Below are 16195 nucleotides of genomic sequence, written 5' to 3'. Positions count from 1 at the left end.
CCCGCACCCCCACAAGGGGCTCCGCCCCTTGACCCCGAAGACTGTCGGGCGGATGACAGTCAGGCGGATGGCCGTGGGGCGGATGACAGTCAGGCGGATGACAGTCAGGCGGATGACTGTCGAGCGGATGGCCGTGGGGCGGACGACTGGGGGTGGATGGCTGATGGGGTGACGACTGAGGGGGATGACTGGGGGGACTGGGGGTGGACTACTCGGCGTCGGCCAGCAGGGTGATGGTGCCGGCTGCGCCGTCTACGCGGACGCGTTGGCCGTCGGTGAGGCTGGTGCTGGCGGATTTGGTGTCCACTACGCAGGGGACGCCGAATTCGCGGGCGACGATGGCGGCGTGGGAGGCGGCGCCGCCGATGTCGGTGACCACTGCGCCGGCGTAGCCGAACATGGCGGTGTGGCCGGTGTCGGTGACGGCGGCTACGAGAATGTCGCCGGGTTCGATGTCGTCGTCGAGGGACAGGATGCGTTTGACGGTGCCTTCGACCACGCCTGGGCTGACGCCTAGGCCGGAGAGGGTGCCGCCGACCGGTAGCGCGCCGGAGATTTCCTCCGGTTCCCAGGTGCCGTTGATGACGTCGGGCATGCGGATGGATTGGTATTTGGTGCGCTCGGCGCGGCGGCGGGTCACGCGGTCTTTCAGATCGGCGGGGGCCCAGAGGATTTCGTCCAGGTTCAGGAAGGCGAAGTCCTCGATCTGGGTGAGCTTGCCGGCTTTCACCAGGCGCGCGGCGCGCTCCCGGGTGGCCAGGCGCAGGCAGTTGGTGATGCGCACGACCGCGTCGCGGGCGCGCTCGCGGTAGACGGTGGCGCCGACGGCCATCCTGGCGGTGCGGCTCGTCGGCTCGGGGACCGGATCGCGTTGGGGGGCGGGCATTTCCGCGGCGCGGCCGGCGGCGGTCACCAGGAGTTCGGGGCGGTCGCCGAAGGTGGCGTTGCTGAGTTCGCATTCGCCGGGGCCGCGGTGGCCGACCTTGGCGAGTTCCTCGTCGAGGGCCCTGGCGAACTCCGGTGACTTCTCCCGGGCGGCCGCCACATCGCCGCTCTTGGCGACCTCCTGGAGGCCGGCGTCCTTGCGGCACAGGGCTGCCAGGCGTTCCACGGCCAGCATGGTCTTGGCCGACTCCAGGCGATTCAGGTCGATCTTGACTTCGCCTTTGTGCGCCGCGGAGGCCGCGCCGGTCATCATGACGCCGATGGAGGCCGCTTGCCAGGCCTGGTTCAGGCGGTCGCGCCAGAGCAGGGCGCGGGCGTGCAGCTGTTCGTCGGTGAGGTCGGAGATCTGTTCGCGGGTCAGCGCTTCCGCGTGAGAGGCGGCGTTGATCAGTTCGGCGGTCCTGCTGTAGCTCATGGCGGTGCGGGCGACGCGGCCCATGGCCTTGAAGGTGCCCAGCCGCCCGGCGAGTCCGGTCGGCATGGGCGGGCGGCCCTTGGGGTGCAGTTCGACATCGCCGATGGCGCCGTAGACGTCGCGGCGCACGCTCTCCTCGTCCCAGCCGGGCATGTTCTGCGCGGAGAACACGCCGATGGACGGGTTGATGTACATGTGGTGGCCGAGTACGCCGGTGACGCGGGAAACCCAGTGTTCCAAGGCGATTCCCTCAATGGCGATCATGCGGCCCATGGCTTCGTTGCCCAGGCGGATCGCGCCTGCTTGCAGATCGATGGTCAGCGGGGTGAGCGGGCCGGGCAGCGCCTCGGAGGTGTTGGTGGCGGTGAAGACGGGGATGCGGTCGTCGACCAGATCGTCGAACTCGCCCTGAAGGCCCTCCGGCGCACCGGATTTCAGCTGGTAGCCATCGGAGGTGGGTGCGTTCTGCGGGACCACGTGCGAGGGCAGGGGGATGGCGCCGGTGCGGTCGCGGAAGCCGGAGCCGTTGGCCTTGCGGCCGGGCAGGCCGCGCGCCACATCGGCGACCACTTCGCGGGCGGTCCAGCCATAGCGGAAACCCCACTCCTCGCGGGCGGCGGCGGCATCGACGCGCGCGGGCCGCGCGGTCGAACGCGGCAGCCACGCAGCGTATTTGACGCCCGCGTCCTTGAAGATGCGGCGCACCTCGTCACCGGACACCTCACCGGGGGCGGCCAGGCCGACCGTACCGCTGCGCTGTGAGATCGCGGCCAGCACCAAGAAGCGCTCGAGGTCGTCGTAGTGCAGTACCTGTGAGCCGTTGTCACCGCGCCCGCCCACAAGGGATTCCAGAGTGCGCCAGCTGCTTTGGTCGATGCGACGGCCGGTCACCAGCGGGGTTCGCACAATGAGGACGTCCGCGCCGCTGCCGGTGGCGGCGCTCTCCACGGCCGAATCCGATCCGGCGGCAACGGAAACCACCAGGCGCGCACCGGCTTCCCGGGCCGCGGTGGCAATGGCCGCGACCGCGCGGCCCGCCAGATGCACCACGGCATCCGCGCCGGTCACGGCTCGCGCGCAGGTCTGGGCATCGGACAGGTCGCCGACGGTCACCTGGACCCGCGGGTCGACATATCGATGCCGCTGCCGGTCCAGGCCGGTGACCTCGTGACCCGCCGCCAGCAGCATCCGTGCCACGGCCCGGCCGCTCGGCTCGGTGACCCCGGTGACCAGAATCCGCATTGACTCTCCTCCTCGTGAGGCGCCCCCAACCGACGTGACGCCGTTCACACACCATCCCCACTGGTCAGCCGGGCAAAGGCGGACAGTCCCGGTCATCGGGATCCGAGAATCGTTGAGCAAGATGGGACGCTAGGGCCGGGCGGGTGCGGAGGGCACCGTCGAGGACATGACAGTGCGGAATTCCGTCACGCCGCGGGCGGCGGGCGAAGTGGGCCGGTACGACATCGAGACCGATGTGCTGGTCGTCGGCTACGGGGCCGCGGGCGCCTGCGCCGCGTACGAGGCGGCGCTGGCGGGGGCGCGGGTGCTGGTGGTGGATCGCGCGGGTGGGGGCGGGGGCGCGTCGGCCATGTCGGGCGGGGAGATCTATCTCGGGGGCGGGACGCCGCTGCAGGTGGCGTGCGGGTTCGAGGACACGCCCGAGGAGATGGCGGCCTTCTTGAAAGCGGCCATGGGTGCGGGGGCCGATGCGGCCAAGGTCGACGAGTACTGCGCGGGGAGCGTGGAGCATTTCCAGTGGCTGGTGGACCGGGGGGTGCCGTTCAAGCCGACCATGTGGGATGCGCCGACCTGGGTGCCGCCGACCGATGACGGGCTCATGTGGCTGGGCGAGAACAGTTGGCCCTTCACCGAAGTGGCGGTGCCCGCGCCGCGCGGGCATCGGCCGACCGCCAATGACTTCGGCGGCAGGCTGCTCATGGAATGCCTGGCGGCGGCGGCCGAATCCGCCGGCGCCACAACACTGTTCGATACCCAGGTCACGAATCTGATCGTCGCCGAGGACGGGACGGTCGCCGGAGCGGTCGCCCGGCGGTACGGCAAGGAACTCGCCATCCGGGCCCTGCGCGGGGTGGTGCTCACCACCGGCGGCTTCGTCGACAACGACGACATGCTCCTCGCGCACGCCCCGGAACTGCTCGGCCACACCAAAGTCAGCGCGGGCACCGACGACGGCAGCGGCATTCGCATGGCGCAGGCGCTGGGCGCGGCCGTTCGGCACATGTCCTCGGGGCAGGTGGGGATGTCCCTCATCCCCGGGCTGGCCGCCCGCGGCATGGTCGTGAATGCCCAGGGGCGCAGGTTCATCAACGAGGACACCTATCCCGGCCGCATCGGCCAGTCCGCGCTCTACCGCCAGAACATGGGCGGCAGCTGGGCCGGAAACGACTCCGCCGTCTGGGTGATCGTGGACGAGGAAGGCTTCGAGGACGTTCCCGAACCCCAGCGCTGGGGTGTGCGCCCCACTCACGTCGCCGAAACCCCGGCGGAGCTCGAGGAACTGACCGGCCTCCCCGCCGGATCCCTGGCCGAAACCATCGGCCGCTACAACGAATTCGCCGCCCGCGGTGCGGATCCCGACCACCGCAAGGCCGCCCGCTGGCTGCGACCGCTCACCCCGCCGCTGGCCGCCATCGACGTCAAAGCCGGTGTGCGCCCGCCCGCCGAATCCGGTGACCGCCGCGGCACCGGGGCGTCCGTCTTCACCCTCGGCGGCCTGCACACCGACCTGGACAGCCGTGTCCTCGACCTCGACGGCAACCCGATCCCGGGCCTGTACGCCGCGGGCCGAGCCGCCAACGGCCTGCACGGCTTCGGCTACATCTCCGGAACGTCCCTCGGCGACGCCACCTTCTTCGGCCGCCGCGCGGGCACCGCCGCCGCCCGCACCTACTGACCGCTATCGGTGTGCGGCACCGTTTTTCGTACTCAGCCCAGCAGACCGGGCTGATCGATCACCCACAGCCAGCTGCCGTCCGGCTGCCGGCGGGCCACCTCCACGGTGACCCCGCCGTCGGCCAGCCGCGTCGCGGTCATGGCCAGATCGCCGTTGCGAACAGTGGGCAGCACATGGCCGGGTAGGAATGTTGGCTTGTCCGCGACGAGATCCGCATAAGCGTCCCGAATCTCCGCACTCCCGGTAGCCACCCGCCCACCGGGCAACGCCAGCACCGCGTCCGCCTCGTACAGCGCCACCAGCCCGTCGACATCCGCCGCATTCAGCCGATCCACCACGAACCGACTCAAATCCTCCGGCCGCAGCGCTTTCTCATGTCCCATGTCCGGACTATGCCAGCCCCCACCGACAAACACGCCCGCCCTGCCGAGACCCCGGATTCCGTTGACCGGGACTTTTCCGGAGCAGGTCCACTCACGAGCCATACCGTCGAGATCAAGGGGTTCAAGGGCTTACCCCCGAGACCCGGAAATCTCCGGTCTGGGGTTCAGCGGTTGCCTCTGAGGTCCGGAATTCCCCGGTCTGGGGTTTCAGGGGCTTGCCCCTGAGGTCGGGAAGTCCCCGGTCTGGGGTTTCAGGGGCTTGCCCCTGAGAGTTACGAGAGTTGTCAGGAGGACACACCCGCATGACGAACAAGGTGCTCGATCGGGTTCGGGATCTGCTGCCCGCGATCCGGGAACGGGCGGTGGCGGCCGAGGAGCAGCGGCGGGTGCCCGACGCCAGCATTGCCGAGCTGACCGAGGCCGGGGTGTTCCGGATGCTGCAGCCCGCGCGGTACAGCGGCGCCGAGGAGTCGCCGGTGGACTTCTACGCGGTGGTCCGCGCCATCGCCACGGCATGCCCGTCCACGGCGTGGGTGGCCTCGGTGCTGGGTGCGCATCCGTGGCAGCTGGCGCTGTTCGACGACCGCGCGCAGCAGGACGTGTGGGGCGAGAACCCGGACACGCTGGTGTCGTCCTCGTACGCGCCGACCGGCAAGCTGACCGCCGTCGAGGGCGGCTACGAGATCTCCGGGCGCTGGAGCTTCTCCTCCGGCTGCGATCACGCGCAGTGGGTGTTCCTGGGCGCGCTGGTGCCCTCGGAGCAGGGCATGGACTACTACACGGTCCTGGTGCCGCGCACCGACTATCGCATCGAGGACGTGTGGAACGTGTCGGGGTTGTCCGGCACCGGTTCCAACGACATCGTCATCGACAAGGCGTTCGTCCCCGGCTACCGCGCCTACAGCGCCGCGGATCAGGCCAACCTGGTGGGCCCCGGCCAGACGGTGAACACCGCTCCGCTGTACAAGATTTCGTTCGGCAGCGTCTTCTCCAACACCATTACCGCGCCCATCATCGGCGCGGCCGAAGGCGCCTACGAAGCGCATATCGCCAAGCAGCGGGAGCGGGTGCGGCTGTCCTACGGCGGCCAGAAGGTCTCCGAGGATCCCTTCGCCCACGTGCGAATCGCCCGTGCCGCCAGCGAGATCGACGCCGCCATCCTGCAGATGGAACGCAATACCGCCGAACAGCTCCGTTATGCCGAAGCGGGCGAGGAGATCCCGTTCGACCTGCGGCTGCGCACCCGCCGCGATCAGGTGCGCGGCACCGAACGCGCCCTGGAGGCCATCGACCTGCTGTTCAAGAACTCCGGCGGGCATTCCATCCGCCGCCCGAACCCGATCGAAAGGCATTGGCGCGACGCGCATGCCGGCAGCGTGCACGCCATCAATGACGTCGAGCGCGCCCTGGCCATGTTCGGCAAGGGCGCCATGGGTCTCGAAGTCACCGATCGGATGCTCTGATGACCCTCACCGTCGAGAACACCACCCGCTGGGTCACCGTCGACGGCCACAAACTCCGCTACCACGAGGCGGGTTCGGGCGCCCCGCTGGTGCTGCTGCACGGCTCCGGCGCGGGCGTCTCCGGCTGGGCCAACTTCGGCGCGAACCTGCCCGTGCTGGCCCGCCACTTCCGCTGCCTGATCCTGGATCAGCCCGGTTTCGGCGCGAGCGGCCGCCCGGAAGTCTACGAGCGCAACTACCTTCGCATCGCCACCGACGCGGTGCTGGGCCTGCTCGACGAGCTGGGCATCGAAAAAGCCCACCTGCTCGGCAATTCCATGGGCGGCGGCGTGGCCACCATGACCGCCCTCGACCACCCCGGCCGCGTGGACCGCCTCGTCCTCATGGCTCCCGGCGGCGTCGGCGTCAACGTCCTCGGACCCGAACCCTCCGAAGGCATCCGCCGCCTCATGGAATACACCATGAACCCCACCGACGACCGCGCCATGGGCTTCCTGCGCGCCATGGTCTTCAACGAGGCCACCCTCACCGAAGACCTCATCGCCAACCGCCTGAAAGCCGCGGCCGACCCCCGCGCCCAAGCCGCCCTCCGCGACGCCTACGCCACCTTCTACAACCCGAAAATGGCCGAGCCCCTACCCCTTTGGGCTCGTCTGAAGGGTTTGCAGCACGAAGTCCTCATGCTGTGGGGCCGCGACGACCGCGTCACCCCGGTCGAGGGTTCCCTCTTCCCGGCCCGCCAACTCCCGAACGCGGACCTGCGCATCTTCTCCCGCTGCGGCCACTGGGTCCAGGTGGAACGCAAGGCCGCTTTCGAACGCTCCGTCATCGATTTCCTGAATAACGGGCTCTGAGCCCGGCGCTTCGCACCCGTTCGCCTCCTGCCCTGTCCGCGCGAACGGGTGCGAAGTCGTCTCCGAACCGCTATTCCACCCAGAGGCTTTCGAGAGTCAATCCCAACGCCTCGCCGAGCGCCAGCGCCTGAGCGGGCGTCGCGAGCACGTACACCGCGTCGTCCGTGGCCGGGTCGTGGTCGGGCCACCCCACCTGGTGAATCTCTCGATCGCCGTCCACCGGCAAGCTGGTGATTATCTCGAACATCGTCAAGGTGTTCAGAACACGATCGGACATGTGCTCGGTGTGCCAGGAGTTCGGCTGACCGTTCCACACCCAATGCAGTTCGTCATCGATCACCCGGACATCGCTGATCTCGACCGTGCCCGGGAACCAGCGTGCGATCTTCTCGAAGAAGCCCGCATAACCCTCGTCGAGGCTATCGCCGGCGTCGTAGTTCGTAATGACGGCTACCCCCAGTTCCTCGAGCGCCTCGACGAGGTCCTCGGGTGTCATCTCCTCCGGCTCGTCATCGTCGAGCCAGGTGAGCGCTCGCAGTCGTTCCCCCGCTTGTTCCTCCGTGAGCATGTCCACGTCAACCAGCAACTGCGCCACAGCGCCATACGTCTCATACACCCGGGCCATCGTGCCGGATGCGGGACGTGGCCGCATCCCGTGCGGCCCGCCCGGTGAGCGGGACCCCACCTCGTTGTTCCGCGCCTTTCATATTTCGATTAGAAATAGGAGGTGGTCGATGATGACCGGTGAACTCGACTCGATCGCAACCGCGGTGGCCGCGATCGCGGGCGGCGGGATGGTGCTCGTGGTGGATGATGAGAATCGCGAGAACGAAGGCGATCTGGTGCTCGCGGCCGAGAAGGCGACGCGGGAGAACATCGCGTTCATGGTTCGCCATACCAGCGGTGTGGTCTGTGTGCCGATGGCCGGTGAGGATCTCGATCGGCTGTTGCTGCCGCCGATGACCGCGGTCAATCAGGATCCGAAGGGCACCGCCTACACCGTGTCGGTGGATGCGATTTCCGGTGTGAGCACCGGTATTTCGGCCGCCGATCGGGCGCACACCATGCGCCTGCTGGCCGATCCGCGGACCACTCCGGACCAGCTCTCGCGGCCCGGTCACGTCTTCCCGCTTCGCGCGCATCCGCGTGGTGTGCTGGGCCGTGACGGTCACACCGAGGCGTCGGTCGATCTGGCCCGCCTGGCCGGATTGCGGCCCGCCGCGGTCATCGCCGAGGTCGTCAACGAGGACGGCTCCATGGCTCGGCTCCCCGAACTTCTGATCATGGCCCGCGAGCACGACCTGCCCATCGTCTCCATCGCCGACCTGATCGAGTATCGGAAGTCCTTGGAGCACGGCATCTCCCGCGTGGTCGAGACCCGGCTGCCCACGCGATTCGGGGACTTCCGCGTCCTCGGCTACGCCGACGAGCACTCCGGTGCGGAGCATCTGGCCCTGGTTTACGGCGACCCCGCCGGTACCGACGTCCTGGCCCGCGTCCACTCCGAATGCCTCACCGGCGACGCCTTCGGTTCCCTGCGCTGCGACTGCGGCGAGCAGCTCGACGTAGCCATGGAAGCCGTTGCCGCGGAAGGGAATGGCGTCATCGTCTACCTCCGGGGGCAGGAGGGCCGCGGCATCGGCCTGTTGAACAAGCTGCGCGCCTACGAACTTCAGGACGACGGCGCCGACACCGTGGACGCCAATGTCAGACTCGGCCTGCCCATCGACGCCCGCAGCTATACCGCCGCCGCCCAGATCCTCGCGGACCTCGGCGTCACCTCGGTCCGGCTGCTCAGCAACAATCCGGCCAAGCAAGCCGGTCTGGAAGCCCACGGCATCGGTGTGGTCTCACGAATCCCGTTGCAGACCAAGCCCACCGAGCACAATGTCCGCTACCTGCGCACCAAGCGCGACCGCATGCGCCATCAGCTCACCGGGATCGAGGCGCCGGCGGCGGCGGGAGGGCTCTGAGCAGGGTTTCGGTGAGGGCGTCGAGGTATCCGGGCTCGAGCGCGGCGCCGCGCACCGACAGCCGCCAGTAGAGGGGCGCGGCCAGCAGGTCCAGCGCCAGTTCGATATCGACGTCGGGGGCGAGTTCGCCGCGGTCGACGGCGCGCCGCAGCAGTTCGGCCCCGAGTGCCCGCCGCGGGTTGCCGATGGCGGATTCGACGGCGGCGCGCAGGACCGGATTGCGGACGGCCTCGGCGGTCAGATCGGGCAGGATGCGCGAAAAGCGCGGGTGGGTAAGCCAATCCACGAGACCGGCGAGGGCCTCGCGGAGGTCTTCGCGCAGTGAGCCGGTATCGGCGATGACGGCGTGATCCAGGCTGAATTCGGAGATGACGGCGATGACCATGTCCTGTTTGGCGGGCCACCGGCGGTACAGCGCGCTCTTGCCGACGCCCGCGCGCTTGGCGACGGCCTCCATGGACAGGCGCGCGTAGCCCTGCTCGGCCAGCTCGTCGAGGACGGCTTCGGTAATGGACCTGGTGACCTCGGGCTGGAGGACGGCGGCTCCGGTGGGTGCGCGTCGTGTCATGCGGCGAGTATAGCGAGTGGACGAGACGGTATCGTCCCGTCTAATCTTGCGTCGGGACGGGACCGTCTCGTCCGATTGCAGGAGGACTTCCGTTGAACCCTCGCGAACTGGTCGACCACGCTCTGACACTGCTACTCGAGAAGGACATGGCAGGTTTCGCCGGACTGTGGGCCGAGGACGGCGAACTGGAGTTTCCATTCGCGGCGGCCGGCTATCCGGAGCGGATCCGGGGCCGGGCCGCCATCGCCGACTATCTGCGGGACTACCCGAACATTCTGGATGTCCGCGAGATTCCGGAAAAGGCGGTACACGAGACCGCCGATCCGGAGGTGATCATCCTCGAATTCGCGGCGGCGGGCCTGGTTGTCGCCACCGCGCGGCCGTACCGGATGCGGTACATCGCCGTGATCACCGCGCGCGACGGCGCGATCCGGAACTATCGCGATTACTGGAGCCCGCTCGCGGCAGCCGGGATCATGGGCGGCGCGGACGCGCTGACGGCGGCGTTCACCGGAGGCCGCGATGCGTGAGGTGCTGGTCCTCGGCTCGTCCGGCACGACCGGCAGCCGGGTCGCGAATCAACTTCGGTGGCAAGGGGTCCCGATCCGGCTCGCGACGCGGTCGCCGGCCGCCGATCCGTCCCGGGTCCGGTTCGACTGGCTCGACAGCGACAGCTACGACCGTGCGCTGCATTCGGTTTCGGCCGTCTACCTGGTCGCGCCGGTCGGCGTGCACGATCCGGTTCCGCTGGTCGAGCCGTTCCTGCGGGCGGCGCTGCGGCACGGCGTACGGCGAGTGGTCGCACTCGGATCCTCGGCGGTGCCGGAGGCGGACAGCGGAATGGGCGGGATCTATCGGCTGGTGCGGGAACTCGTGCCCGAGTGGGCGGTGCTGCGACCGTCCTGGTTCATGCAGAACGTCACCGGCGAACACGCGCTCGCCGCGGGGGTCCGCGGGGGTGAGCTGGTGACCGCGACCGGCGACGGCAGGGTCGCCTTCATCGATGCGGCCGATATCGCCGCGGTCGCGGTCCGCGCCCTGATCGATGAGAACGCCCACAACACCGAACATCTCCTCACCGGGCCGCGCGCGATCAGCTATGCGGAGGCGGCCGCGATCATTACCGGAAGCAGCGGGCGAGCAGTGGTCCACCGCCCCATCAGCGCTGCCGAACTCACCGCCCACTGGATCGAGCACGGACTGCCCGCCGATTTCGCGGCCCTGCTCGCCGGGCTCGACGAGGGGATCGCTGCCGGCGCGGAAGACCGCGTCACCGATACCGTCGAGCGGCTCACCGGCCGGCCGCCGCGCGACTTCGCCGAGTTCGTGGCCGAGGAGTTGCGCGACCGTTGATCGGTTCGCTCCGTGCGGCCGGAATCCGGCAGTAGGGTCGAGATCGTGCCGAGCCTTGTCAGCCGCATCGTTCCCGGTTATCTGCGGCTCGCCCGCGCCAATCGGGCCTTCATCAGCGCAGAGAACGCGCGGAAGCATGTGCGGGAGCGCACGCTTCGGCCGCGACCGTACGGGCCGCCGCGGCGGCTGCGCGCGGATGTGGCGATCTCCGTCAGCCGCGATCAGGGATGGCCGGTGTACACGGTGGTGCCGCGCACGGGGCGGGTGCAGGGCAATCTGATCTATGCGCACGGCGGCGGTTGGGTCAATGAGATCGCCCCGCAGCATTGGGCGCTGGCCGCGGAGATCGCGGCGCGGGCGGGCACGACGGTGACGGTGCCGATCTATCCGCTGGTGCCGTTCGGGACCGCGGAAGAGGTCATCGCGGGCATGGCGGATCTGGTGCTGGCCAACCGGTCTCGCTACGGGACGGTATGCCTCGGCGGGGATTCCGCGGGCGGGCAGATCGCCTTGTCGACCGCCGTGGTGTTGCGGGACGAGCAGCAGGTGACGGTGCCGCGCACGATACTCATCTCGCCCGCGCTCGATCTGTCGCTGAGCAATCCGGAGATGGATGCGGTGCAGCCGTCGGATCCGTGGCTCGGCAAGGCGGGGACGCGGGTGTTCATCGAGCTGTGGCGGGGGAAGCTGCCGCTGTCGGATCCGCGGGTGAGCCCGCTCGCGGCCGACATGCGCGGGCTCGGACCCTTGACCGTGTTCTACGGGACGCGCGATATCGGATATCCGGACGGGCTGCTGCTGGCCGAGAAGGCGCGGGCGGCGGGTGTCGAGGTCGACTTCCACGAGGGGGACGGGCTGGTGCACGTGTACCCGCTGACGCCCGCACCCGAGGGACGCGTCGCGCGCGGGGTGGTTGTCGAACGACTACGTGCGGCTCTGGCCGAACCGTAGTTGGCGGCCCGGATCGCGTCCCATAATCGGAATATGAACGATCGCAAAGGTTTTCTCCAGGGAGGACCCAGCGGGCTCACCGAACGGGTCGTTTCGATATCGGCGTCGGCCGCGGAGCTCAAGATTCCCTTCCGCGGCGGGTACGAACACTTCAAAGCCACTGAGCGGCATCAGATCACGGCGGAAGGCAAGCTGCCGGTGTACGAGTGGACCGGGCGCACGGCGGTCGCCGAATAGGCGGTCCCTCAGGTGGGATGCTCCGCGAGCCAGCGGCGGGCCCGGGTGGCCGAGGCGCGGCACAGCCATGCGTCCTGCACGACCTCGGTGAGTTCGGCCAGGGTGAGCTCGGGCAGGCGGGGGGCGCGCACGAGGACCGACAGGTGCCCGTCGAAGTGCGGGGTGGTGAAGAAGGGGGAATCCGGGTCCTGGATCAGGGCCAGCTTGTCCGATTCCGAGGGCACCCAGAAGACGATGACGTCCCGATAGCGTTCGCCGGTCTCGGGATCGAAGGCGTCCGGGCGCGGGGTGCGGAAGAAGACGAACGACTTGCGGCCCACCTGGTAGACGGGATTGCCGGCCGCCGGACCGTACTCGACGGTGACGTGCGGCATGGCCTTGGCCAGCTCGTGCACGTCCTCGACGCGGGCTCTGCGCCTTCCGCTCGGCACGGGATCGAGTGTATTCCGCCGCCCGCCGAGTCATATCCGAAGCGCATGACTCGTACGGCCGATGCGGTGCCGGAACCGGGCTTACCAGACACCCTTCGAGCTGGATTTATGAGCCGGGCGCTGGCCCGCTCCGGGCGCGATCGCATAGGTTGGTGCCCATGGCGCGGCGTGTCCCAGGCAACCTTCCGGAGGAGGTCACCAGTTTCGTCGGCCGCCGTGAGGACCTGGCCACCGCCAAGCGGCTGCTGCCGACCACCCGGGTGCTGACGCTGCTGGGACCGGGCGGAATGGGCAAGACACGACTGTCCCGGCAGATCGGGCAACTCGTGGCGCGGGCCTTCCCGGATGGGGTCTGGCTGGTCGAGCTCGCCGAACTGCACGATCCGGAACTGGTGACGCTCACCGTCGCCGAAGCGCTGAACCTGCGCGACGAGACCACCGCGCCGCTGCCGCGGCTCACCGAATTCCTGGAGAACAAACGGCTGCTGCTGATCCTGGACAACTGCGAGCACCTGGTCGAGGCGTGCGCGGCGCTGGTCGGGCGGATCATCGCCACCACCCCGGATGTGCGGGTGCTGGCCACCAGCCGCGAGGTGCTCGGCATACCCGGCGAGCAGGTGATGCCGGTGCCGCCGCTGGCGGTGCCCGAGCCCGATACCGCCGCCGACAGCGATGCGCTGCAACTGTTCATCGAACGCGCCACGGCCGCCAATCCCGGTTTCCGGGCGACCCCCGCCAATCTCCCTGTGCTCGCCGAGATCTGCCGCCGGCTCGAAGGCATGCCGCTGGCCCTCGAACTGGCGGCGCTGCGGCTGCGCATGTTCACCCCGGAACAGATCGTCGACCGTCTCGACGACACCATGGGCCTGCTCAAGGCCGGGCCGCGCACCGCGCCGCAGCGGCAGCAGACCATCGAGGGCGCCATCCGCTGGAGCTACGACCTGTGCATGCCCGCGGAACAGCGGCTGTGGGAGCAGCTTTCGGTCTTCGCGGGCGGCTTCGACATCGACGCCGCGGAATCGGTGTGCGAGCTGGGCGGCGGATCGCTCATCGACGCGCTCACCGGCCTGGTGGACAAATCGGTGGTCATGCTGCGCTATGACGGTGACGCGGCACGATATTCGATGCTGGAGCCGATCCGCCAGTTCGCGGCGGACCGGCTCACCGAACGCGGTGCGGACAAGGAGGCGCGGGCCCGGCATCGCGCTCACTATCGGCGGCTCGCCATGCGCGGTCAGACCGCGTACTGGACCGCTGATGACGTGGTCTGGTTCCGGGATCTGAGCCGTGAGCACGCGAATCTCCGTGCGGCCCTGCGCTCGGGGCTCGATGACGAGCCGCTGGCGACCATGGAGACGGTGAGTGTGCTGCGGCCGTTCTGGGAGCACCACCGGTTCCTGTCCGAGGGGTTCCGCTGGCTGTCCGAGGCATTGACCCGCAATCCGGAGCCGAGCCTGGCTCGGGCCCGCGGCCTGTCCTCGGCCGCGTCGCTGTCGGCGCTGCTGGGTGATTGGGAAGCGGCGGCGATCCTGGTGTCCGAATGCCTGGAAATGATTGCCACGCTGGACATTACCGACATCCTCCCGGAAGTGGCGCTGGATCAGTCGCTGCTGGCCTTCTCCCAGGGCGACCGGGAGCGTTCGCTCGAGCTGGCGCGCATGGGCATCGACCTGGCCGCCGCCCACCGGCAGCCGGCCATTGAAATGGACAGCCACGCCTTCGCTTTCATGTGCGCCATGGTGCTCGGCGCACCCGGGCGCACCGAGCTGGCGGAGCGTTTCCTGGAGCTCACCACGGCCAGCGGTTCACACCTGTTGGGCGGTTTGGCGTTGTGGACGGTCGGCATCGATCACTGGCGGCGCGGCAACCTGGACGAGGCGGCCGAATTCCACAGCCACGCAATAGAACAGCTCGCCCTGTTCGAGCGCTGCATCTGGCTGTCCTCCGCCTTCGAGGGCCTGGCCTGGACGGTGTCCGCCCGCGGCGACCACGAACGCGCCGCCCGCCTGCTCGGCGCGGCGGAAACCCTGCAGCGCAGCACCATCCGCCTGGCGCACACCATCACCACCGCCATCGGCGACAAGGAACGGCTCGAGGTCCGGGAAGCCCTGGGCGACGAGGGATTCCGCGCCGCCTTCGGCGCGGGCGCCAATATGCGCCTGGAGGAAGCCATCGACTACGCGCTGGGCCGCACCGCCACCCAGCTCCTACCCGAGCCGGAACCCTCCGCTCCGAAACGCCCCGCCCGCAAATCCCCTGCCGCAGCAGCCGAAACCAATGTCCTCACCCGCCGCGAAAAGGATGTGGCCCGTCTGGTCGCCTCGGGCCACAGCAATAAACGCATAGCCGCCGACCTGGTGATCTCGGTGCGCACCGCGGAAACCCACGTCGAGCACATCCTCACCAAACTCGGCTTCACCTCCCGCACCCAGATCGCCGCCTGGGTGCACCAGCACGAGCTGTGACGCTCAGTCCGGCAGCTTGCCGAGCAGCCAGCTGCCCACGCCCTGCGGGTCTTCGTCGAAGTAGTAGTCGTGGATCGCTTGTAGTAGCTCCTCGACGGTGATGCGGCCGTCGCCGTTCGCGTCGAGGCGGGTGAAGATTTCGACGGCGTCGGGGGCGGGCTGGTTCATGAGGGCGCCCGTCCAGCGGATGTGCTCGCTCATATCGAGGGCGCCGTCGCCATCGGTGTCGGCGATATCCATGATGGCTTGCAGGAAGGGGCGGTAGCCCTGTTCGAAGGACTCCTCGGTGACGAGCAGGCCGTCGGCGAAGGCGCGCTGGTATTCGGCCAGGGAGATGGAGCCGTCGCGGTCGGCGTCGGCGGCTTCGGCCAGGTGGTCCCAGAGGCCGAGGCTCAGCTCCAGGAGTTGTTTGCGGGCGGGCGAGTCGGGCCCGTGGCCGAATTCATCGGCCAAGCGGGCGGCGGAGGACTCGAAGTCCGAGCGTTCGATGCGGCCATTGCCGTCGAAGTCGAAGGTCTGGAAACGACGAGCTAGCTTGCGGCGTAGAAAGTCACTGATTTCCATGACCTCAGTGTGGGCCGATTCTGCTGCGACACAATCGTTTCGCGAAACATACCGCTACAGCCGAACCGACCGGTGCGATCAATTCCCGGTGGCGCCGTCGATGCGTTCGCGGAGGAAGTCGGCGTGGCCGCAGTGGCGGGCGTACTCCTCGATCATGTGCAGGTAGACCCAGCGCAGGGAGATGGTCTTGCCGGTGCGGGGGTGGACGAAGGTGTGGTCGAGCGGAAGGGCGGCGGCGGCCTTGTCACACAGGGCGATCTCGTCGCGGTACCGGGCGAGTTCGAATTCGGCGTCCTCGGGCACCAGATCGTCGAAATCGGTGTCCGGGTTCGTTTTCGAGATGTGAATCCACGGGATGTCCTCGCCGGCGGCGCGCTTGCGGAACCAGCCGCGTTCGACGTCGGTCATGTGCCGGATCAGGCCGAGCAGCGATAGTGAGGACGGCTCGACGCTGCGGTTCGCGAGCTGAACACCGGTGAGTCCCTGGCATTTCCGGAGCAGGATGGCCCGGTAGTCGTCGAGGAACGATTGCAGCATGGGTCGCTCGTCGCCGACGTACAGCAGTGGGGTGCGGTCGATTTCGGGTGCGGTCCAGGTCATTACCGGAGGTTACCGCCGGTTCCGCCGCAAGGACGTGCGAACGGCCCGGGGACGAGCGTCCCCGGGCCGTTGCTGG

Annotated in this window: 16 protein-coding genes; 9 read left to right on the top strand and 7 right to left on the bottom strand. The window is 68.8% G+C overall.

All coding sequences use genetic code 11. The features are described from left to right. Positions 1 to 208: 208 nt before the first annotated feature. Complete coding sequence (locus tag ACFVIV_RS24500; protein WP_379200009.1) at positions 209 to 2602, bottom strand: PEP-utilizing enzyme; 2394 nt, start codon at positions 2600 to 2602, stop codon at positions 209 to 211. Positions 2603 to 2768: 166 nt separating this feature from the next. On the opposite strand from ACFVIV_RS24500, the gene ACFVIV_RS24495 reads away from it, so the two are divergent. Further along, positions 2769 to 4277: an FAD-dependent oxidoreductase gene (locus tag ACFVIV_RS24495; RefSeq protein WP_379200007.1), complete on the top strand. Its 1509-nt coding sequence runs from the start codon at positions 2769 to 2771 to the stop codon at positions 4275 to 4277. A 32-nt stretch (positions 4278 to 4309) separates the two neighbouring features. Here the strand turns inward: ACFVIV_RS24495 and ACFVIV_RS24490 are convergent, their stop codons facing one another. Continuing rightward, a complete protein-coding gene (locus ACFVIV_RS24490) occupies positions 4310 to 4660 on the bottom strand; it encodes a YybH family protein (RefSeq protein ID WP_379200005.1) in 351 nt (116 codons plus the stop codon). Between the two features lie 302 nt (positions 4661 to 4962). Here ACFVIV_RS24490 and hsaA point away from each other — a divergent pair, with 302 nt between their 5' ends. Together hsaA and ACFVIV_RS24480 are read left to right on the top strand one after the other, a co-directional pair. Further along, on the top strand, positions 4963 to 6123 hold the full coding sequence (gene hsaA, locus ACFVIV_RS24485) for a 3-hydroxy-9,10-secoandrosta-1,3,5(10)-triene-9,17-dione monooxygenase oxygenase subunit (RefSeq protein WP_379200003.1): 1161 nt from the start codon (positions 4963 to 4965) through the stop codon (positions 6121 to 6123). Then, complete coding sequence (locus tag ACFVIV_RS24480) at positions 6123 to 6977, top strand: alpha/beta fold hydrolase (protein WP_379200001.1); 855 nt, start codon at positions 6123 to 6125, stop codon at positions 6975 to 6977. Before hsaA ends, ACFVIV_RS24480 begins: the two co-directional genes overlap by 1 nt. 70 nt (positions 6978 to 7047) lie before the next feature. Here the strand turns inward: ACFVIV_RS24480 and ACFVIV_RS24475 are convergent, their stop codons facing one another. After that, on the bottom strand, positions 7048 to 7572 hold the full coding sequence (locus ACFVIV_RS24475; RefSeq protein ID WP_379199999.1) for a hypothetical protein: 525 nt from the start codon (positions 7570 to 7572) through the stop codon (positions 7048 to 7050). 142 nt (positions 7573 to 7714) lie between these two features. On the opposite strand from ACFVIV_RS24475, the gene ACFVIV_RS24470 reads away from it, so the two are divergent. Continuing rightward, positions 7715 to 8950: a bifunctional 3,4-dihydroxy-2-butanone-4-phosphate synthase/GTP cyclohydrolase II gene (locus ACFVIV_RS24470; protein WP_379200033.1), complete on the top strand. Its 1236-nt coding sequence runs from the start codon at positions 7715 to 7717 to the stop codon at positions 8948 to 8950. On the opposite strand, the gene ACFVIV_RS24465 is transcribed toward ACFVIV_RS24470, so the two are convergent. Continuing rightward, on the bottom strand, positions 8910 to 9518 hold the full coding sequence (locus ACFVIV_RS24465; protein WP_379199998.1) for a TetR/AcrR family transcriptional regulator: 609 nt from the start codon (positions 9516 to 9518) through the stop codon (positions 8910 to 8912). The two genes, ACFVIV_RS24470 and ACFVIV_RS24465, sit on opposite strands and share 41 nt — an antisense overlap. A 92-nt stretch (positions 9519 to 9610) precedes the next feature. Here ACFVIV_RS24465 and ACFVIV_RS24460 point away from each other — a divergent pair, with 92 nt between their 5' ends. Genes ACFVIV_RS24460 through ACFVIV_RS24445 form a run of 4 tightly spaced genes read left to right on the top strand, consistent with a single transcriptional unit; the run spans position 9611 to position 12059 of the window. Next, positions 9611 to 10048 carry a nuclear transport factor 2 family protein gene (locus tag ACFVIV_RS24460; protein WP_379199996.1) on the top strand — a complete coding sequence of 146 codons (438 nt, stop codon included), beginning with the start codon at positions 9611 to 9613 and terminating at the stop codon, positions 10046 to 10048. Further along, positions 10041 to 10871: an NAD(P)H-binding protein gene (locus tag ACFVIV_RS24455; protein ID WP_379199994.1), complete on the top strand. Its 831-nt coding sequence runs from the start codon at positions 10041 to 10043 to the stop codon at positions 10869 to 10871. The genes ACFVIV_RS24460 and ACFVIV_RS24455 overlap by 8 nt, the downstream gene beginning before the upstream one ends. A 45-nt stretch (positions 10872 to 10916) precedes the next feature. After that, complete coding sequence (locus ACFVIV_RS24450) at positions 10917 to 11822, top strand: alpha/beta hydrolase fold domain-containing protein (RefSeq protein ID WP_379199992.1); 906 nt, start codon at positions 10917 to 10919, stop codon at positions 11820 to 11822. A gap of 33 nt (positions 11823 to 11855) precedes the next feature. Continuing rightward, positions 11856 to 12059, top strand: a complete 204-nt coding sequence (locus ACFVIV_RS24445; RefSeq protein WP_379199990.1) for a DUF5988 family protein — start codon at positions 11856 to 11858, stop codon at positions 12057 to 12059. Positions 12060 to 12067: 8 nt separating this feature from the next. On the opposite strand, the gene ACFVIV_RS24440 is transcribed toward ACFVIV_RS24445, so the two are convergent. Next, positions 12068 to 12433, bottom strand: coding sequence for a hypothetical protein (locus ACFVIV_RS24440; RefSeq protein ID WP_379200031.1), 366 nt, complete (start codon positions 12431 to 12433; stop codon positions 12068 to 12070). 215 nt (positions 12434 to 12648) lie between these two features. On the opposite strand from ACFVIV_RS24440, the gene ACFVIV_RS24435 reads away from it, so the two are divergent. Further along, positions 12649 to 14955: a LuxR C-terminal-related transcriptional regulator gene (locus ACFVIV_RS24435; RefSeq protein WP_379199988.1), complete on the top strand. Its 2307-nt coding sequence runs from the start codon at positions 12649 to 12651 to the stop codon at positions 14953 to 14955. Between the two features lie 3 nt (positions 14956 to 14958). Here ACFVIV_RS24435 and ACFVIV_RS24430 read toward each other — a convergent pair whose 3' ends face one another. Then, the gene (locus ACFVIV_RS24430; protein WP_379199986.1) at positions 14959 to 15519 is read right to left on the bottom strand and encodes an EF-hand domain-containing protein; all 561 of its coding nucleotides are present in this window, start codon (positions 15517 to 15519) and stop codon (positions 14959 to 14961) included. A gap of 78 nt (positions 15520 to 15597) precedes the next feature. After that, positions 15598 to 16119 carry a DinB family protein gene (locus tag ACFVIV_RS24425; protein WP_379199984.1) on the bottom strand — a complete coding sequence of 174 codons (522 nt, stop codon included), beginning with the start codon at positions 16117 to 16119 and terminating at the stop codon, positions 15598 to 15600. Between the last annotated feature and the right edge of the window lie 76 nt (positions 16120 to 16195).

Source organism: Nocardia sp. NPDC127526 (assembly GCF_042672265.1).
Lineage (GTDB): Bacteria > Actinomycetota > Actinomycetes > Mycobacteriales > Mycobacteriaceae > Nocardia.
The sequence above is the reverse complement of the archived record's forward strand: the minus strand, read 5'-3'. Positions and strand labels throughout refer to the sequence as shown.

Excerpts from the sequence above, each read along its gene's own strand:
- ACFVIV_RS24500 (WP_379200009.1), bottom strand. The coding sequence starts at position 2,602 with ATGCGGATTCTGGTCACCGGGGTCACCGAGCCGAGCGGCCGGGCCGTG.
- ACFVIV_RS24495 (WP_379200007.1), top strand. The coding sequence starts at position 2,769 with ATGACAGTGCGGAATTCCGTCACGCCGCGGGCGGCGGGCGAAGTGGGC.
- ACFVIV_RS24490 (WP_379200005.1), bottom strand. The coding sequence starts at position 4,660 with ATGGGACATGAGAAAGCGCTGCGGCCGGAGGATTTGAGTCGGTTCGTG.
- hsaA (WP_379200003.1), top strand. The coding sequence starts at position 4,963 with ATGACGAACAAGGTGCTCGATCGGGTTCGGGATCTGCTGCCCGCGATC.
- ACFVIV_RS24480 (WP_379200001.1), top strand. The coding sequence starts at position 6,123 with ATGACCCTCACCGTCGAGAACACCACCCGCTGGGTCACCGTCGACGGC.
- ACFVIV_RS24470 (WP_379200033.1), top strand. The coding sequence starts at position 7,715 with ATGACCGGTGAACTCGACTCGATCGCAACCGCGGTGGCCGCGATCGCG.
- ACFVIV_RS24465 (WP_379199998.1), bottom strand. The coding sequence starts at position 9,518 with ATGACACGACGCGCACCCACCGGAGCCGCCGTCCTCCAGCCCGAGGTC.
- ACFVIV_RS24455 (WP_379199994.1), top strand. The coding sequence starts at position 10,041 with ATGCGTGAGGTGCTGGTCCTCGGCTCGTCCGGCACGACCGGCAGCCGG.
- ACFVIV_RS24445 (WP_379199990.1), top strand. The coding sequence starts at position 11,856 with ATGAACGATCGCAAAGGTTTTCTCCAGGGAGGACCCAGCGGGCTCACC.
- ACFVIV_RS24440 (WP_379200031.1), bottom strand. The coding sequence starts at position 12,433 with ATGCCGCACGTCACCGTCGAGTACGGTCCGGCGGCCGGCAATCCCGTC.
- ACFVIV_RS24435 (WP_379199988.1), top strand. The coding sequence starts at position 12,649 with ATGGCGCGGCGTGTCCCAGGCAACCTTCCGGAGGAGGTCACCAGTTTC.
- ACFVIV_RS24430 (WP_379199986.1), bottom strand. The coding sequence starts at position 15,519 with ATGGAAATCAGTGACTTTCTACGCCGCAAGCTAGCTCGTCGTTTCCAG.
- ACFVIV_RS24425 (WP_379199984.1), bottom strand. The coding sequence starts at position 16,119 with ATGACCTGGACCGCACCCGAAATCGACCGCACCCCACTGCTGTACGTC.